Origin of the sequence: Candidatus Frackibacter sp. WG13, assembly GCF_900114655.1 — a bacterium.
Taxonomy (GTDB): Bacteria; Bacillota; Halanaerobiia; order Halobacteroidales; family Acetohalobiaceae; genus Frackibacter.
Window position 1 is genome coordinate 76,840 of sequence record NZ_FOTT01000002.1, and the last position, 15,666, is coordinate 92,505.

17 protein-coding genes are annotated in these 15,666 nt (G+C 34.4%); all 17 read left to right on the plus strand.

Going from position 1 to position 15,666, the window contains the following annotated elements:
- The first annotated feature begins 10 nt into the window (after positions 1 to 10).
- Positions 11 to 436 carry a YwiB family protein gene (locus tag BM077_RS01910; protein ID WP_176941597.1) on the plus strand — a complete coding sequence of 142 codons (426 nt, stop codon included), beginning with the start codon at positions 11 to 13 and terminating at the stop codon, positions 434 to 436.
- Entirely contained in the window at positions 429 to 2,111 is a 1,683-nt protein-coding gene (gene argS / locus BM077_RS01915; RefSeq protein ID WP_089747888.1) for an arginine--tRNA ligase, read from the plus strand. The genes BM077_RS01910 and argS overlap by 8 nt, the downstream gene beginning before the upstream one ends.
- Before the next feature lie 14 nt (positions 2,112 to 2,125).
- Positions 2,126 to 2,281, plus strand: a complete 156-nt coding sequence (locus tag BM077_RS01920; protein ID WP_089747886.1) for a XapX domain-containing protein — start codon at positions 2,126 to 2,128, stop codon at positions 2,279 to 2,281.
- Positions 2,282 to 2,429: 148 nt separating this feature from the next.
- A complete protein-coding gene (locus BM077_RS01925) occupies positions 2,430 to 4,025 on the plus strand; it encodes a CTP synthase (RefSeq protein WP_089747884.1) in 1,596 nt (531 codons plus the stop codon).
- Positions 4,026 to 4,040: 15 nt separating this feature from the next.
- Complete coding sequence (locus tag BM077_RS01930; protein WP_089747882.1) at positions 4,041 to 4,334, plus strand: c-type cytochrome; 294 nt, start codon at positions 4,041 to 4,043, stop codon at positions 4,332 to 4,334.
- 84 nt (positions 4,335 to 4,418) lie between these two features.
- Positions 4,419 to 4,958, plus strand: a complete 540-nt coding sequence (locus tag BM077_RS01935; RefSeq protein ID WP_089747880.1) for a hypothetical protein — start codon at positions 4,419 to 4,421, stop codon at positions 4,956 to 4,958.
- Positions 4,959 to 5,031: 73 nt separating this feature from the next.
- On the plus strand, positions 5,032 to 5,670 hold the full coding sequence (locus BM077_RS01940) for a hypothetical protein (RefSeq protein WP_089747879.1): 639 nt from the start codon (positions 5,032 to 5,034) through the stop codon (positions 5,668 to 5,670).
- 49 nt (positions 5,671 to 5,719) lie between these two features.
- Positions 5,720 to 6,571, plus strand: a complete 852-nt coding sequence (locus BM077_RS01945; RefSeq protein ID WP_089747877.1) for a class II fructose-1,6-bisphosphate aldolase — start codon at positions 5,720 to 5,722, stop codon at positions 6,569 to 6,571.
- Between the two features lie 217 nt (positions 6,572 to 6,788).
- Positions 6,789 to 7,796, plus strand: a complete 1,008-nt coding sequence (locus tag BM077_RS01950) for a sodium:calcium antiporter (RefSeq protein WP_089747876.1) — start codon at positions 6,789 to 6,791, stop codon at positions 7,794 to 7,796.
- 32 nt (positions 7,797 to 7,828) lie between these two features.
- Positions 7,829 to 9,082, plus strand: a complete 1,254-nt coding sequence (rho, locus tag BM077_RS01955; RefSeq protein WP_089747874.1) for a transcription termination factor Rho — start codon at positions 7,829 to 7,831, stop codon at positions 9,080 to 9,082.
- A gap of 77 nt (positions 9,083 to 9,159) precedes the next feature.
- Positions 9,160 to 9,360 carry a 50S ribosomal protein L31 gene (gene rpmE, locus BM077_RS01960; protein ID WP_089747872.1) on the plus strand — a complete coding sequence of 67 codons (201 nt, stop codon included), beginning with the start codon at positions 9,160 to 9,162 and terminating at the stop codon, positions 9,358 to 9,360.
- A 74-nt stretch (positions 9,361 to 9,434) separates the two neighbouring features.
- Positions 9,435 to 10,322, plus strand: coding sequence for a DUF1385 domain-containing protein (locus BM077_RS01965; protein WP_089747870.1), 888 nt, complete (start codon positions 9,435 to 9,437; stop codon positions 10,320 to 10,322).
- Positions 10,323 to 10,482: 160 nt separating this feature from the next.
- Complete coding sequence (prfA, locus tag BM077_RS01970; protein WP_089747868.1) at positions 10,483 to 11,562, plus strand: peptide chain release factor 1; 1,080 nt, start codon at positions 10,483 to 10,485, stop codon at positions 11,560 to 11,562.
- 21 nt (positions 11,563 to 11,583) lie between these two features.
- Positions 11,584 to 12,477, plus strand: coding sequence for a peptide chain release factor N(5)-glutamine methyltransferase (prmC, locus tag BM077_RS01975; protein ID WP_089747866.1), 894 nt, complete (start codon positions 11,584 to 11,586; stop codon positions 12,475 to 12,477).
- A 20-nt stretch (positions 12,478 to 12,497) separates the two neighbouring features.
- A complete protein-coding gene (locus BM077_RS01980) occupies positions 12,498 to 12,938 on the plus strand; it encodes a CBS domain-containing protein (RefSeq protein ID WP_089747864.1) in 441 nt (146 codons plus the stop codon).
- Between the two features lie 213 nt (positions 12,939 to 13,151).
- Complete coding sequence (locus BM077_RS01985; protein ID WP_089747862.1) at positions 13,152 to 14,438, plus strand: ArsB/NhaD family transporter; 1,287 nt, start codon at positions 13,152 to 13,154, stop codon at positions 14,436 to 14,438.
- Positions 14,439 to 14,591: 153 nt separating this feature from the next.
- Positions 14,592 to 15,647, plus strand: a complete 1,056-nt coding sequence (locus tag BM077_RS01990) for an L-threonylcarbamoyladenylate synthase (protein WP_089747859.1) — start codon at positions 14,592 to 14,594, stop codon at positions 15,645 to 15,647.
- The last annotated feature ends 19 nt before the right edge of the window (positions 15,648 to 15,666 follow it).

Genomic DNA, 15,666 nt, shown 5'->3' on the forward strand with positions numbered 1-15,666 from the left:
GGTCGATATCTTGCAATCAGTATTAGTAGAAGTAGAAAGTATTCAGATTGATGATGTAGGAAATAAAGAAGAGATTGCCTTTAGTACAAGTGGTCAGCTTTATAAAAAGAAATTAGGCTATTACTTACGGTACATAGAAAAATTAAGTGAAGAAGATGAAACTACTACTACTCTTAAGATTCAGGATATGGTAGTGACTTTAATTCGTGATGGTGGAGTGAGAATGAAACAAGAATTCGAGGCTGGAGAGAAAAGTTCTTTTAATTATAGTACTCCTTATGGAGATTTAAGCTTTGAATTAATAGTGAATAAAGTTGAAACAGAGGTTACCCCTAATAATGGGAATATTAAATTAGAGTATGATTTGCGAGATCAAGGGGAATTAATTAATAGAAATCAATTAACTATTAAGTACAAGGAGGATACTAATGGCTAATTTAGTTACTCAGGCTAAAGGGAAACTAGCTACAACTATTGAAAATGCTATTGATGATGCTATAGCAATGGAGGAATTAGATTTAGAAACAGTTCCTGAAATCATGTTAGAAGTTCCTCGCGAAGAAGAACATGGTGATTATGCTACGAATGTTGCTATGGTTTTGGCTGGACAAGCAAAGATGGCGCCGCGAGATATTGCACAGATTATAGTCAATAATTTAAAAGAAGCAGATTTGATTGATAAAGTTGAGGTGGCAGGCCCAGGCTTCATTAACTTTCATTTAAATAATAATTGGCTTTATCAGACTATTGAGCTGGCTTTGAATGAAGGTGAGGATTACGGAAAGAGTGATTTTGGGCAAGGTAAAAAAGTGCAGATAGAGTTTGTGAGTGCCAATCCAACCGGACCTTTACATGTAGGGCATAGTCGTGGAGCAATAGTAGGTGATGTATTAGGGAATATTATGTTAGAGGTAGGTTTTGATATTACTAAAGAGTATTACATAAATGATGCCGGCAACCAGATGGACTTATTAGGGAAGTCTGTTGCTTTACGTTACCAGCAATTAAATGGTGAGGAAGTTGAACTTCCAGAGAATGCTTATCATGGAGAGTATATCAAGAGGATTGCTAATGATATATTTGAAGAATATGGAGAAGATTATTTAGAAAGTGCTAAGCAGGGGGATTATGAGTTCTTTAGAGAATATGCTTATGAGGAATTATTAGCCAATATTAAACGAGACTTAGCTGAATTTGGAATCGAGTTTGATAATTGGTTTAGTGAAAGAAAATTGCATACAGAAGATAAGATAGAAGATGTAGTTAAAGAATTAAAGACTAATGATTATATCTATGAGCAAGAAGGAGCCTTGTGGTTTAAATCCACAGACTTTGGGGATGATAAAGACAGAGTTGTGATTAAAGCCGATGGGACGCCTACTTATTTAGCGGCTGATATTGCTTACCATAATAATAAGTATCAACGTGGTTTTGAAGAAGTTATAAATATTTGGGGAGCGGATCACCATGGCTATATAGCGCGAATGAAGGCGGTTGTAGAAGCATTAGGATATGATCGAGAGATGCTAAGAGTAATTATAGTGCAGATGGTGACATTATTAAGAGAGGGTCAACAGATTTCTATGTCAAAAAGAGCCGGCAATTTTGTTACTTTAAAGGATGTAGTAGAAGAAGTTGGTCGCGATGCAGCGAGATATTTCTATATTATGCGGAGTACAGACAGTCATTTAGATTTTGATTTGGAGTTGGCTAAAGAAGAATCAACAGAAAATCCGGTTTACTATATCCAATATGCTTATGCAAGGATCTGTAGTATTCTTGAACAATTAGAGACGAAGGAGATTGATGTTGATGATGTAGAAGAAGTTAATTTAGAAAAGTTAGCTACTGATGTAGAGTTAGATTTAATTCAAGAACTAGCTAAATATCCTGATGAATTAGAGAAGAGTGCAGAAAGTAGAGCTCCACATCATATGGCAAGGTATGCACACGAGTTGGCTGCAAAGTTTCATAGTTTTTATAATAAGTGCCGAGTATTAATTGATGACATAGAATTAATGCAGGCAAGGATAAAGTTAGTTTTGGCAACACAACAGGTTCTTTCTAATTTATTAAGAATTCTAGGAATTTCAGCACCAGAGAATATGTAAGGAGGTTCTTAACGTTGCGTGTAGTATTACTATCAGGATTGTCAGGGTTTATTTTAGGAAGTATATTTTCTATGTTAAATTTACCTATTCCTGCTCCTCCAAATCTAGCTGGTATTATGGGGGTTGTTGGCATTTATCTAGGCTATTTAGCATTTAATACTTTCTTTTAAATGAGTCATGCATCGACTAGGATTGTTAATAGGGGAATTGATCCCTAAATCTCCTAGTCTTTTCTCTTGGATTAAAATTTATAATTAAGACAAAATTATAGAGGAATAAAGCAATTAATATAGAAAATAGTACAGAGGGAGTGTTATTATGACAAAGTATATCTTCGTAACTGGAGGAGTTGTTTCTTCTTTAGGGAAGGGAATAACTGCTGCTTCATTAGGGCGATTACTTAAAGCTAGAGGACTAGAAATAAGTATACAAAAATTTGATCCTTATATAAATGTTGATCCAGGAACTATGAGTCCTTATCAACATGGTGAAGTATTTGTTACTGATGATGGGGCAGAGACGGATTTGGATTTAGGGCATTATGAAAGGTTTATTGATATTAATTTGACTAAGAATTGTAATGTAACTACAGGGCAGATTTATCAGTCAGTAATTACTAAAGAAAGACGAGGCGATTATTTAGGTGGTACAGTACAGGTAATACCACATATCACTAATGAAATTAAAGAAAGAGTTACTAGAGTAGGTAAAGAGAGTAATGCTGATGTAGTAATTACAGAGATCGGTGGAACCGTTGGCGATATTGAAGGGCTACCATTTATTGAAGCAATTAGGCAATTTAAAAGCGATTTAGGTGCTGAGAATGTAATGTATATCCATTGTACTTTGATACCTTACTTAGCAGCTGCTGGTGAATTAAAGACTAAGCCGACACAGCATAGTGTCAAAGAACTAAGAAGCATAGGTATTCAGCCGGATATAATTGTCTGTAGAGCTGACCGAGAGTTAACTGAATCTGTTAAGGATAAGATAGCCCTTTTCTGTGATATAGAAAAAGAGGCTGTCATTCAAGCGGTTGATGCTGAATGTATCTATGATGTGCCATTAATTGTAGAAGACCAAGGCTTAGCTAATATTACTATTGATAAGCTAAATTTAGAGGCAGAGAAGCCAGACTTGAAAGAGTGGCAACAAATAGTAGAAAAGATGAAGAACTTAAGTAAAGAAACGACGATTGCTATTGTAGGAAAATATATTGAATTACAGGATGCATATATTAGTATTGTAGAATCTTTAAAGCATGCTGGAATAGCTAGTGATACAGAAATTAATATTGAATGGGTCTATGCTGAAGACTTAGAAGAAAAAGGTGTTGCTGATTACTTAGAAGATGTTGATGGGATTTTAGTTCCTGGAGGTTTTGGGGACCGAGGAATTGAAGGTAAGATTAATGCTATTCGTTATGCTCGTACTAATGAGATTCCTTTCTTAGGTATCTGTTTGGGGATGCAGTGTGCTGTAGTTGAATTTGCAAGAAATGTTTGTGGATTCCAGGAGGCTAATAGTTCTGAATTTAATGATATTACTCCTGACCCTGTTATTGATATTCTACCAGAACAGAAGGATATTGAAGATAAAGGTGGTACCATGCGTTTAGGTACTTATCCATGTAAAGTAAAAGAAGGAACTTTAACAGATAAGGCTTATAATAATGAAATTATTTATGAGCGCCACAGACATCGTTATGAATTTAACAATCAGTATCGTAAATTATTCGAACAAGCAGGAATGGTATTTAGTGGAGTTTCCCCAGACGATAAATTAGTGGAAATTGTAGAGTTGACGGATCATCCTTGGTTCGTAGCAAGTCAATTCCATCCTGAGTTTAAATCTAGACCGAATCGTCCACATCCTTTATTTAAGGACTTTGTGAAGGCTGCTCTAAATTACTAATTAGAGGTGAAAAAAATGTCTAGAAAGATGATAGCTATAGTATTGGTCCAGGTCTTAATATTGATAGGGGGAATAGTTTGGTATTTGAATCGAACTACTAGTGAATACCAAGCTACTAACAGAACAGGCAAGCAGATATATGAAGATGCCTGTATATCTTGTCATCCAATAGAAGAATTTGATGGTCGAAGTATATCGGTTGAGTATACAAAGAGGTTAGTTAGAGACGGTAAAGGTGTTATGCCTAAATATTCTAACATTAAAGAACCGGAGTTAACTAAGTTAGGCGAATATGTTAATCAATTATAGTAAAAAATAGTACCTCTCCATGTATAATTTGGTTATTTATGGTAACGATATTAATATAACCAAATTAAATGGAGGGGTATTATTATGCGTTTAACAACTAGATATTTAACTTTATTTTTAATCTTAATATTTGCTTCGCAGTTTGTAATGGCAGGACAGAGTGGGGAATTGATTAAGGGGAAGATAGTAGCAGTTAATGTTCAACAAGGAGTTTTTTTGGTAAAGAGTGGAAATAACCTTAAAGAATATCGAGTGAATATAGACACTCGAATATTACGTAATGGAGCATCTGTCTCGTTATCATCTTTACGACCAGTTACTGTTCAAGATTTTCAACCGGCTTTAATTAGGTTAAATGAAAAAGGAGAAGTAATGGAAGTTAGAGTAGAATATGATGTCTTGCCGATACAAGTTAAGGATGTTAATTATGCTCAGTCACGAATAAAGTTACTGCTATTAAACTCGAATACATTATTAGAATTTAATTATAATTCTAAGATGAATTTAGTTCGAAATAGTCAACAAGTTATGCTTAAAAGTTTAAAAGTTGGGGACCAAGGCTTAGTAGTTTTAGGCTTGAATAATCAGATCGAAAAGGTTCAGGTTAGACATTATGAATACTAGATAATATTTCTAATACCCTAAAGGAATTTTTCGCTAGATAGAGAATAATATTAGGTAAAGGGGGTTAAGATAGATGATAATTGATCTTAAAGCAACTCTAGCTCTTAGGTGTCCAATTTGTGGTGAATTAGAAAGACATTCTTTTACTATATTTGATTTTTCTGGCCGTCAAAATTTAGAGATTAAATGTAAGTGTGGGTTTAATAAGTTAGTTATTGGAACTAATAACTATAAACAGTACTGGTTTCAGTTTCCTTGCATTATTTGTGAGGTAGAACATATAATTTTCTATGATAATCAAGAATTATGGTCTTCGCAGATAAAGGAGATTGCTTGTTTAGAGAATGAGGTTGAGTTAGGTTATTTAGGTTCGGAAGAAAAAGTAGAAGGATTAATTGAGGAAGAAGAGGAATATTTTGAATTTATGTTTGATGAGGTAGGTTTTGAAAACTACTTCAGTAGCCCTGAAATTATGTTATCAGCTTTAAATTTACTTCATGATATTGCAGAAACTGGTGGTCTTTCTTGTCAATGTGGAAATGATGATATTGATATCGATATGTTCCCAGGAAAAATCGAACTACTTTGTAACCATTGTGATGGATTAACTACAGTTAGTGCTGAAACAGAAGAAGATCTGACTTTCTTAAAAAACATTAAAAAAATTGAAATGCTTGAAGGAGTAGTGAGTGCTTTAGAGAAAAGAAATTAAATGTGTACATAATTAACATATATGAGTAACTTACATAGGGGGTTTTAATATGTCATTAGTGCCAATGAGTGATATTCTAGAAAAAGCAAATAAGGGAGGATATGCTGTTGGTGGCTTTAATATGAATAATCTAGAAGCTTTACAAGCAATTATTGAAGCTGCTGAAGAAGAAAATTCACCGGTGATTGTCCAGGCCAGCGAAGGCGCAATTCGTTATATTGATATGGAGTATGCAGTAGCTATGGCTAAAGCAGCTGGTGAGAAAGCTTCTGTTCCTGTAGCATTACACTTAGATCATGGTAGTAATTTTGAAAAGACTATTCAGTGTATTAGAAATGGTTTCTCTTCTGTAATGATTGATGGTTCTAAATTACCTTTTGAAGAGAATATTGATGTAACTAATAAGGTTATTGAAGCTGCTCATGCAGTAGGGGTTAGTGTCGAAGCAGAATTAGGAAAGATAGGTGGCACTGAGGATGACCATACAGTTGAAGATAAAGCTGCTACTATGACTGATCCTGATGAAGCAGTAGAATTCATAGAAAAGACAGATGTTGATGCTTTAGCAATTGCCATTGGAACGGCGCATGGAGTTTATAAAGGGGATCCAGAATTAGATTTTGATAGACTTAAGACTATTAATGAGAAAGTAGATATTCCGTTAGTTTTACATGGTGCTTCTGGAGTTCCAAATGACGACATTGCCAAAGCGATTGAGTTAGGAATTAATAAGATTAATGTTAATACAGCTTTTCAGCAAGCATTTACTGCTAAAATGAGAGAAGTTTTAGAAGATCCTGATGTTTATGACCCACGCAAGATTTGTGGTCCTGCAAGAGATGCAATGAAGGAGAAAGTAATCGAAAAGATTAGATTATTTGGTAGTAATGATAAAGCATAATATTAACTGTAACTGAGTAACCAGTAAAAATAACATGATTTTATTGAAAAGGTGCAGAATCTTATTCTGCTCCTTTTTCTATGTATTATGCAAGAATCTTAATTATGAAAGAAGAAAAATTAGCTATTATCGTTTGAAGTTGACTTTAAAAAGTAGTTAGTGATATAATAAACATGTTGTTAATTATTAGAGGGAGCCTGTTAGGAGGAGAATAGTTTTGACACAAGCTTGGATTATATTTATTATTTCTGCATTAGCGATTATAATAGCGGGAACAAAACTTTCTAAATATGGAGATGTAATAGCAATTGAGACCGGATTAGGTCAGGCTTTAGTTGGTAGCATATTAGTAGCAGGAGCTACCTCGCTACCAGAGGTGGTAACTAGTGCTACGGCTTCATTAATTAATGCTCCAGATATTGCGATCGGTAATGTTTATGGTAGTAATACTTTTAATATCATGATTTTGGCAGTGGCTGATTCATTAAAAGGGACTAGTCCTTTTCTTCTCAATGTTCAGTCTAAGCATATTCTATCGGCTTTATTAGGAATTCTATTATCTGCTATTGGTGCAATGGCTATTTTATCCGGTAACCTTTTAGGTAGTAGTGTTGAAGTTTTTGGGATTGGCATAGGAGCCTTAGCTATTGTAGTTACATATATTATAGGAGCTCGCTTGATCTTTCGTTATGAACGTAAGAATCCTGAATTAGAAGATGAAGAGGAAGCGGTTGTCGGAGATATGTCTTTAAAAGAAGCAGCGATGAAGTTTGCTATAGTAGCAGTAGTTATTATTGTGGCTGGAATTAAGTTGAGTCAGTCAGCGGATCAGATTGCTACTGCAACTGGAATGGAACAGACATTTATTGGTAGTACTTTAGTAGCGGCAGCTACTTCTCTACCTGAGATGGTAGCTTCTATTGGTGCCCTTAGAATTAATGCCTATGACATTGCAGTTGGGAATGTATTAGGAAGTAATATCTTTAATATGACAATTATCTTTGTGGCTGATATATTCTATCAACAAGGGTCGGTTTTAGCCAATGCTTCTTTAAATCATACGGTTACTGCCTTACTTGGTTTAATTCTAAGTTCTATTGTAGTTATCGGTCTCTTCTATCGTTCTAAGAAGACATTCTTTAATATTGGTTGGGACTCTTTTGCTAATATATTTGTTTATCTAGTAGGAGCATACTTATTATTTAATCTCGGAGTTAATTTTTAAGAGTTAGAATTTCAAGGGAGGCAGTTTGGTTGATGAATATTACTGAGTTAGAATCAAAGACGATTACGGAATTACATGAAGTGGCTAAAGATTTAGGAATTAATGGTTATACCCGTTTAAAGAAGAAGGAGTTAATCTTTGAAATTTTGAAGGTAGAAACAGAGAATGGAGGATTGATCTTTGCGGAAGGGGTTTTAGAGATTCTTCCTGATGGTTATGGTTTTTTGAGACCATCTAAGTATGTACCTAGTACAGATGATATCTATATTTCAGCTTCTCAAATTAGAAGATTTGATCTAAGGACTGGTGATGTAGTCTCTGGACAGGTACGAAGACCTAAAGAGAATGAACGTTATTTTGCATTATTAAGAATTGAGGCAGTTAATTATTCGGATCCAGAACTTGCTAAAGAAAGAGTTCACTTTGAAGATTTAACTCCTTTATATCCAGAAGAAAGAATTGCTTTAGAGAGCACCCCTAGTGATGTTTCGACACGTTTGATCGATGTAATAGCTCCTATAGGTAAAGGACAGCGTGGTTTAATTGTTGCTCCTCCGAAAGCAGGAAAGACGGTCTTGTTAAAGAAAGTAGCTAATAGTATTGTTAAGCAGTGTCCTGATGCAAAATTAATGATCTTGCTGATTGATGAGAGACCAGAAGAAGTTACTGACATGAAAAGGTCAGTTGATGCAGAGGTGATTAGTTCTACTTTTGATGAACCACCACAGAATCATATTAAAGTTTCAGAATTGGTCTTAAAGAAAGCAAAGAGGTTAGTAGAGCAGAAACGGGATGTAATCATTCTTTTAGATAGTATTACCCGTTTAGCTAGGGCTTATAATGTTAATGTTCCTTCTAGTGGTAGGACATTATCTGGTGGTCTAGACCCAACGGCTCTTCATAAACCAAAACGTTTCTTTGGAGCCGCAAGAAATATTGAAGAAGGAGGTAGCTTGACTATTTTAGCTACTTCGTTAATCGAAACTGGGAGTAGAATGGATGATGTAATCTACGAAGAGTTTAAAGGGACTGGGAATATGGAACTTCATTTAGATAGAAATTTAGCCGAAAAGCGTTTATTCCCTGCTATTGATGTTAAACGGTCTAGCACTAGAAAAGAAGAATTGCTATTAGAAGAAGCTGAATTAGAAACGATGTGGACTTTACGAAAAGAGATTAATGACCTATCTAAATCACAGATTATTACTTCTTTTATTAAACATATTAAGAATACTAAATCTAATAAGCAGATGTTAGAATCATTACGAAAGGCATTTGTAGAATAAATGGTTGAAATCGATTAATAACTATGTTATAATATAACAGTTGAAACTAGGTGTAATTAAGAAAGAGGTGACTTAAGATGAAAAAGGGAATACATCCAGAATATAATGAAGCAACGATCTTATGCGCTTGCGGAGAAGAATTCAAAACTAAGACAACAAAGGGCAACCTACGTGTAGAAGTTTGTTCTAATTGTCATCCATTCTATACAGGTAAGCAGAAGAAAGCCGCTAAGGGTGGACGAGTTGAAAGATTCAAGAAAAAATATGGTATTGAATAATCTTAAACGCAGGGCAATTTTGCTCTGCTGTTTTCTTTATTACTCTATTTTCTCTAAAGAAAAGAGGTGTGAGAATGTCAGATAAAGAGCATTGTAATCATAATCACCAATACGGCGGTCAAGCTGTAATCGAAGGTGTAATGATGCGTGGTGAAAAAGACTTAGCTATCGCTGTTAGAAAAGGCGAAGGCGATATTGTATTACGTAAAGAGAAGGTTAATTCTGTTACTGATAGATTTTCTATCTTAGGAAAGCCTTTTGTACGTGGTGTTGTTGCTCTTTTTGAATCTTTAATTATGGGTATGCAAGCATTAACTTTCTCTGCTAATCAAGTTGCGGAAGAGGAAGAAGAGGAATTAACTACTTTTGAAATGGTTACAACGATTGTAGTAGCTCTAGGTTTAGCAATTTTGTTATTCGTTATTTTACCAGCAACAGCTATTAAATTCATTCAACAATATATCGAATCTAACTTAGTATTAAATTTTATTGAAGGAATGATTAAGATATCGGTCTTCTTATTATATATCATAGGGATCTCACAATTGAAAGATATTAAACGAGTCTTTCAATACCATGGTGCTGAGCATAAAGTTATCTTTAATTATGAATCCGACCTACCTTTGAGTATTGAAAATGCTAAACAACATAGCCCGCTACATCCAAGGTGTGGAACTAATTTTTTATTAATTGTAATGGTAGTTAGTGTCTTAATCTTTTCATTCTTTGGTAGACCAGCATTTTTAAATCGAATCTTAATTCATATTGCCCTACTACCAATAGTAGCTGGAGTTTCATATGAAATTATTAAACAAGCAGGAAAGAAAGATGCTAATCCAATTATAAAACTAGTTGCAACCCCTGGACTTTGGTTACAGAAGTTAACTACAAGAGAACCAGATGACGAGCAGATAGAAGTAGCAATTAAGGCTTTAGAAGGGGTTTTAGAACAAGAAGACTAATTCTATCAAAGACTTATGAAAGTCGCCTATTAAAGGGCGGCTTTTTTAATAATGCAGAATAATTGAATTACTGTAAAAAAGATGATAGAATATATAGATAGTATGTGGTTGTACCATGTGGTATAAATAGCAAAATCAAAATGTGATGGAGGTTAATTATATGTTTGATTTAAAAGAAGCACTGGATGAAGTAGAAGTTAGATATGAAAAAGTAGGAAAAATGTTAAGTGATCCAGAAGTGATTAATGATCAAGATAAATTCCAGAAATTAGCTAAGGAGCATGCTGAACTGAAAGAGATAGTAGCTAAATATCGTGAATATAAGAAAGCATTAACAGGAATTGAAGAAGCAGAAGAATTATTAGAGATAAGTGATGATGAAGATACAATAGAATTAGCTAATATGGAGCTTGAAGAGTTAGAGCCTAAAAGGGAAAGGCTAGAAGAGAAGTTACCATTGATGCTAGTACCAAAGGACCCTAACGACGAAAAGAACGTAATTGTAGAGATTAGAGCTGGCGCTGGGGGAGACGAAGCAGCATTATTTGCAGGCGATCTATATAGAATGTATTCTCGTTATGCTGAAAATAATGGTTGGAAAGTAGAAACTATGAGTTCTAGTGCTGCTGGAGTAGGTGGATTGAAAGAGATTATCTTTAGTGTAGAAGGGGAAGGTGCATATAGTAGGCTTAAGTATGAAAGTGGAGTCCATCGAGTGCAGAGAGTACCATCTACTGAATCTAGTGGACGAATTCATACATCAACAGCTACTGTAGCCGTACTACCTGAAGCAGAGGACGTTGAAATAGAGATTAATCAGAATGATTTAACTATTGATACTTATCGTTCTAGTGGGCCTGGAGGGCAGAGTGTAAATACTACTGATTCAGCTGTTAGAATTACTCATGAACCAACAGGAATTGTAGTTTCTTGCCAAGATGAAAAGTCACAACATAAGAACAAGAGAAAAGCAATGCGGATTTTGAGATCTAGAGTTAAAGAGAAGATTGAAGCTGAGCAACAAGCTGAAGTTGATGAAGCACGAAAGACACAGATTGGTACTGGAGGTCGTAGTGAGCGAATTAGAACCTATAACTTCCCGCAAGGAAGAGTTACTGATCATAGAATTAATTTAACTATGCATCAATTAGATAGTATTCTTGATGGAGATATTGATGAAGTAATTGAAGAGTTAATAACAGCTGATCAAGCAGAAAAATTAAAGAAGATGCATTCCTAAGGAAGTGGGTGGAGTAGTTCGATGGAGAAGCTTGATATTAAAGAAATATTAAATAGAACTACGGAACATTTTAAAAAGTATGATATTGCTACTCCTAGATTAGATGCAGAGGTGCTTTTAGCTGATCTTATAGGTGTTGAGAGAATTCAGTTATATGTACAATTTAATAGACCTTTAACGAAAGAAGAAATAGATGAGTACAGAGAAAGAGTAATTAAACGTTCTAAAAGAGTACCGGTAGCTTATATAATTGGTCAACAAGAATTTATGTCGCTTGATTTTAAAGTTACTCAGGATGTATTAATTCCTAGGCCAGAGACTGAACATTTAGTCGAAAGAACTATTCAAGAAGTTAAAGAATCAGATAAAGAAGAACTGACAGTGCTAGACCTTTGTACTGGGAGTGGAGCAATTATTATCAGTTTAGTGAAGGAATTAATTAGTGGAATGGAGATTAAGGTTAGATATATTGCTGTAGATATTTCAGAAGAAGCTCTTAAGGTAGCTAAAGAGAATGCTAGATTACATGGTGTTTTAGATAAAATCGAGTTTATTAAAGGTGATCTTTTAGAACCGATTGTCAAAAAAGGTTTACAGATAGATATTTTAGTTTCTAATCCTCCTTATGTTCCTAACCAGGATTTAGATGAGTTGCAACCTGAATTGCAATATGAACCAGAGATTGCCTTAAAAGGTGGTCAAGATGGGTTAGATTTTTATAAGAGGATTATTACTGGGGCTCAAAAAGTAATTACTGATAGTGGTATAATTGCTTTAGAGATAGGGAATCAACAATTGCTAGGAGTAAAGGATTTATTAGTGAAGAATGATTTTAGTGATATAGAGATTATTGATGATTATTCAGAGGTTCCTAGGGTGATATTAGGCAAGAATAATAATGAAAGGAGTGACTAGTTATCGAGCTAAAAGATATTATGACTTCAGATGTAATTACTGTTGGGCCTGATGCTACTATGCGTGACGTAGCATATTTACTGGTAGAAGAAAGGATTAGTGCTGTACCAGTTGTAGATCCATATGAAGGTTTACTAGGGATGATTACTGAACGAGTTTTAATTGAAATGCCACTACCTAGTTGTTTAGAGCTGTTAGGAGATAATTTCTATCTTCCTGATGTAGAAGTTTATCGTAAAAAGTTATTAGAAGGTTTAAGTGAAAGTGTTTTAGATTATCTTACAAAAGCGTATACTTTTAGTTATGAAACACCAGTAACTCAGATTGCAGCAACTATGGTTAGCCAAAGGATAAGAGAAGCTATAATTATGGAAGAAGATAAAATTGTAGGAATAGTTAGTAAGTCAGATATAGTTAGGGCGATGTTGAATGTAAATGGTAGAAACAAGTATAATGATTAGGTGTTGTAGGAGTCTAGATAGCTTAATTTAGTCAGCATTATTTAGGTATGATATAGAGCTGGGGGCAGCTTGGTTACTGTTTTTCAGCTCTGAGATTAATTAAATTTAAGCGAAGAACTAAGCTAGAGATGGGTTAAGACTTTTATAGAGGTTGTTGATAACCTAGATAAAAGTATTAACCTTTTTAGCTATAATTTTTGAAAATAATAGGAGATGATATTAATGCAAGATGTAATTATAGCAATTGCAATCTTTGCTATAACATACTGGTTCATAATTACTGAAATTGTGCATAAGGCAACAGTTGCTTTATTAGGTGCAGTTTTGATGGCATTATTTAAAATTTTAACTCAGGAAGAAGCATTTTCTTATATAGATTTTAATACGATTGGCTTACTAATAGGAATGATGATTATTGTGGCTATTACTAAAAAAACAGGTCTCTTTCAATATTTAGCTATTAAAGCAGCTAAGTTGGCTGAGGGTGACCCATTAAGGATACTATTAAGTTTTGCATTTGTGACTGCTGTTTCGTCGGCTTTACTGGATAATGTAACGACGGTTCTTTTAATGGCACCGGTTACTCTATTAATTACTGATTCGCTAGAGATTGATCCTACGCCATTCTTAATTACGCAGATTTTAGCATCTAATATCGGTGGAACAGCGACAATGATAGGAGACCCGCCGAATATTATGATAGGCAGTGCAACAGATTTAGGTTTTGTAGATTTTGTTGTAAATTTGGCTCCAGTAGTAGTTGTGATTTTTGGAGTTATTATTTTGATTATTAAAAAGATGTATGCTAATCAATTAAAGGTTTCCAGTGAAGTAAAAGAAAGAATTAAAGATTTTGATGAGCATAAGGTATTACAAGATAAGAAATTATTAGTGAAATCGTTATTCATTTTAGGTTTAACAATTCTCGGTTTTGCTTTTCATCAATTCTTAGAATTAGAATCAGCTATAATAGCATTAGCAGGTGCTGCAATTCTATTATTTTTAAGTAATTTAGACCCCGAAAAGATATTAGAAGATGTCGAATGGCCTACTATCTTCTTCTTTGCTGCTTTATTTGTAATAGTAGGAGGTTTAGAAGAAGTAGGGGTTATTGAATGGGTAGCTCATAAAGTTTTAGGATTAACACAAGGAAACTTAGTATTAATGGCATTATTGATCTTGTGGGTTTCTGCTTTAGCATCTACAGTAATCGATAATATTCCTTTTGTTGCTACTATGATTCCATTAATTCAAGCATTATCTATTGCTGACCCCACTTTACAGATAGAACCTTTATGGTGGTCTTTGGCATTAGGTGCTTGTTTAGGAGGTAATGGTTCATTAGTAGGTGCTTCAGCTAATGTAGTAGTAGCCGGAATAGCTGCTAAGCATGATAATCCTATCTCTTTTAAAGAATATTTAAAAGTTGGCTTTCCATTAATGTTGATTATGATATTCATTTCTTCAATATATATATATTTGAGGTATTTAATGCAATGATTAAAGTATAAACGGGTTATTAGAGTACTTAATATTTTAAAAGGTCTATGATAAGTTCTATTTAGTTTGGTAATATTAAATAATAATAAAACCACTAATTTTTAAAAAAATTAGTGGTTTTTAAACTGAAATAAGAGAGGTTATTGAAGATAAATGAAAGTGATCAAAGGAACTAAGATATTTAAAGGAAGAGATAATAGCTCTATAATTGACTGTAGTAAAATTTTGAACAAAGGAGAATTAGTGGCCTTTCCCACAGAAACGGTCTATGGTTTAGGGGCTAATGCTTTAGATGAGGAAGCAGTAAGAAAGATATTTAAAGCTAAAGGAAGACCGGCAGATAACCCATTGATAGTACATATTGCTTCATTGAAACAGATAGAGGACTTAGTTTTAGAAGTGCCAGGGGATGTCAAACAGTTAAGTAATAAGTTTTGGCCAGGACCACTAACTTTAGTTCTGAAAAAGAAAGATATAATACCCGATATAACAACTGGTGGTTTAGATACAATAGCAATTAGAATGCCAGACCATGAAGTAGCTTTAAACTTATTGCGGACAAGCCAATTACCAATAGCGGCTCCTAGTGCTAATTTATCCGGTCGTCCTAGTCCAACTACTGCTCAACATGTTATCATGGATTTAGCCGGTAGAATTGATGCTGTCATTGATGGAGGAGCTACTGGAATTGGAGTAGAGTCAACGGTGCTTAGCTTAGTAGATGAGCAACCTACCTTATTGCGCCCGGGAGGCATAACCTATGAAGAGCTAGAGAGTCTTTTAGGTGAAGTTATAATCGATTCAGCAGTTAAAGCAGAGATGGCTGATGATGATCAATTAGCTCTTGCTCCTGGGATGAAGTATCAACACTATTCACCGGAAGCTAAGGTTATTCTAATAGAAGGAGAGAAAGATAGGATAGCTAAAAGAATAACCAAGTTAACGGATAAGTATTTATCTGAAGGGTTAGAGGTAGGAGTTATGGCTACTAAAGAGAATGTAGATTTTTATGATGATGGAAGAATTAAGGTAATGGGTAGTCGTAATAATTTGCACGAGATAAGCGCTAATATATTTAAGTTATTAAGAGAGTTCGATGAAATAGGTATAGATATCATTTTGGCAGAAGGATTGCCAACAGATGGTTTAGGCTTAGCAATTATGAATAGATTAAGAAAGGCAGCTGCATATCAGATAATTAATGTCTAATTGGTTATAGGGGGTGAAT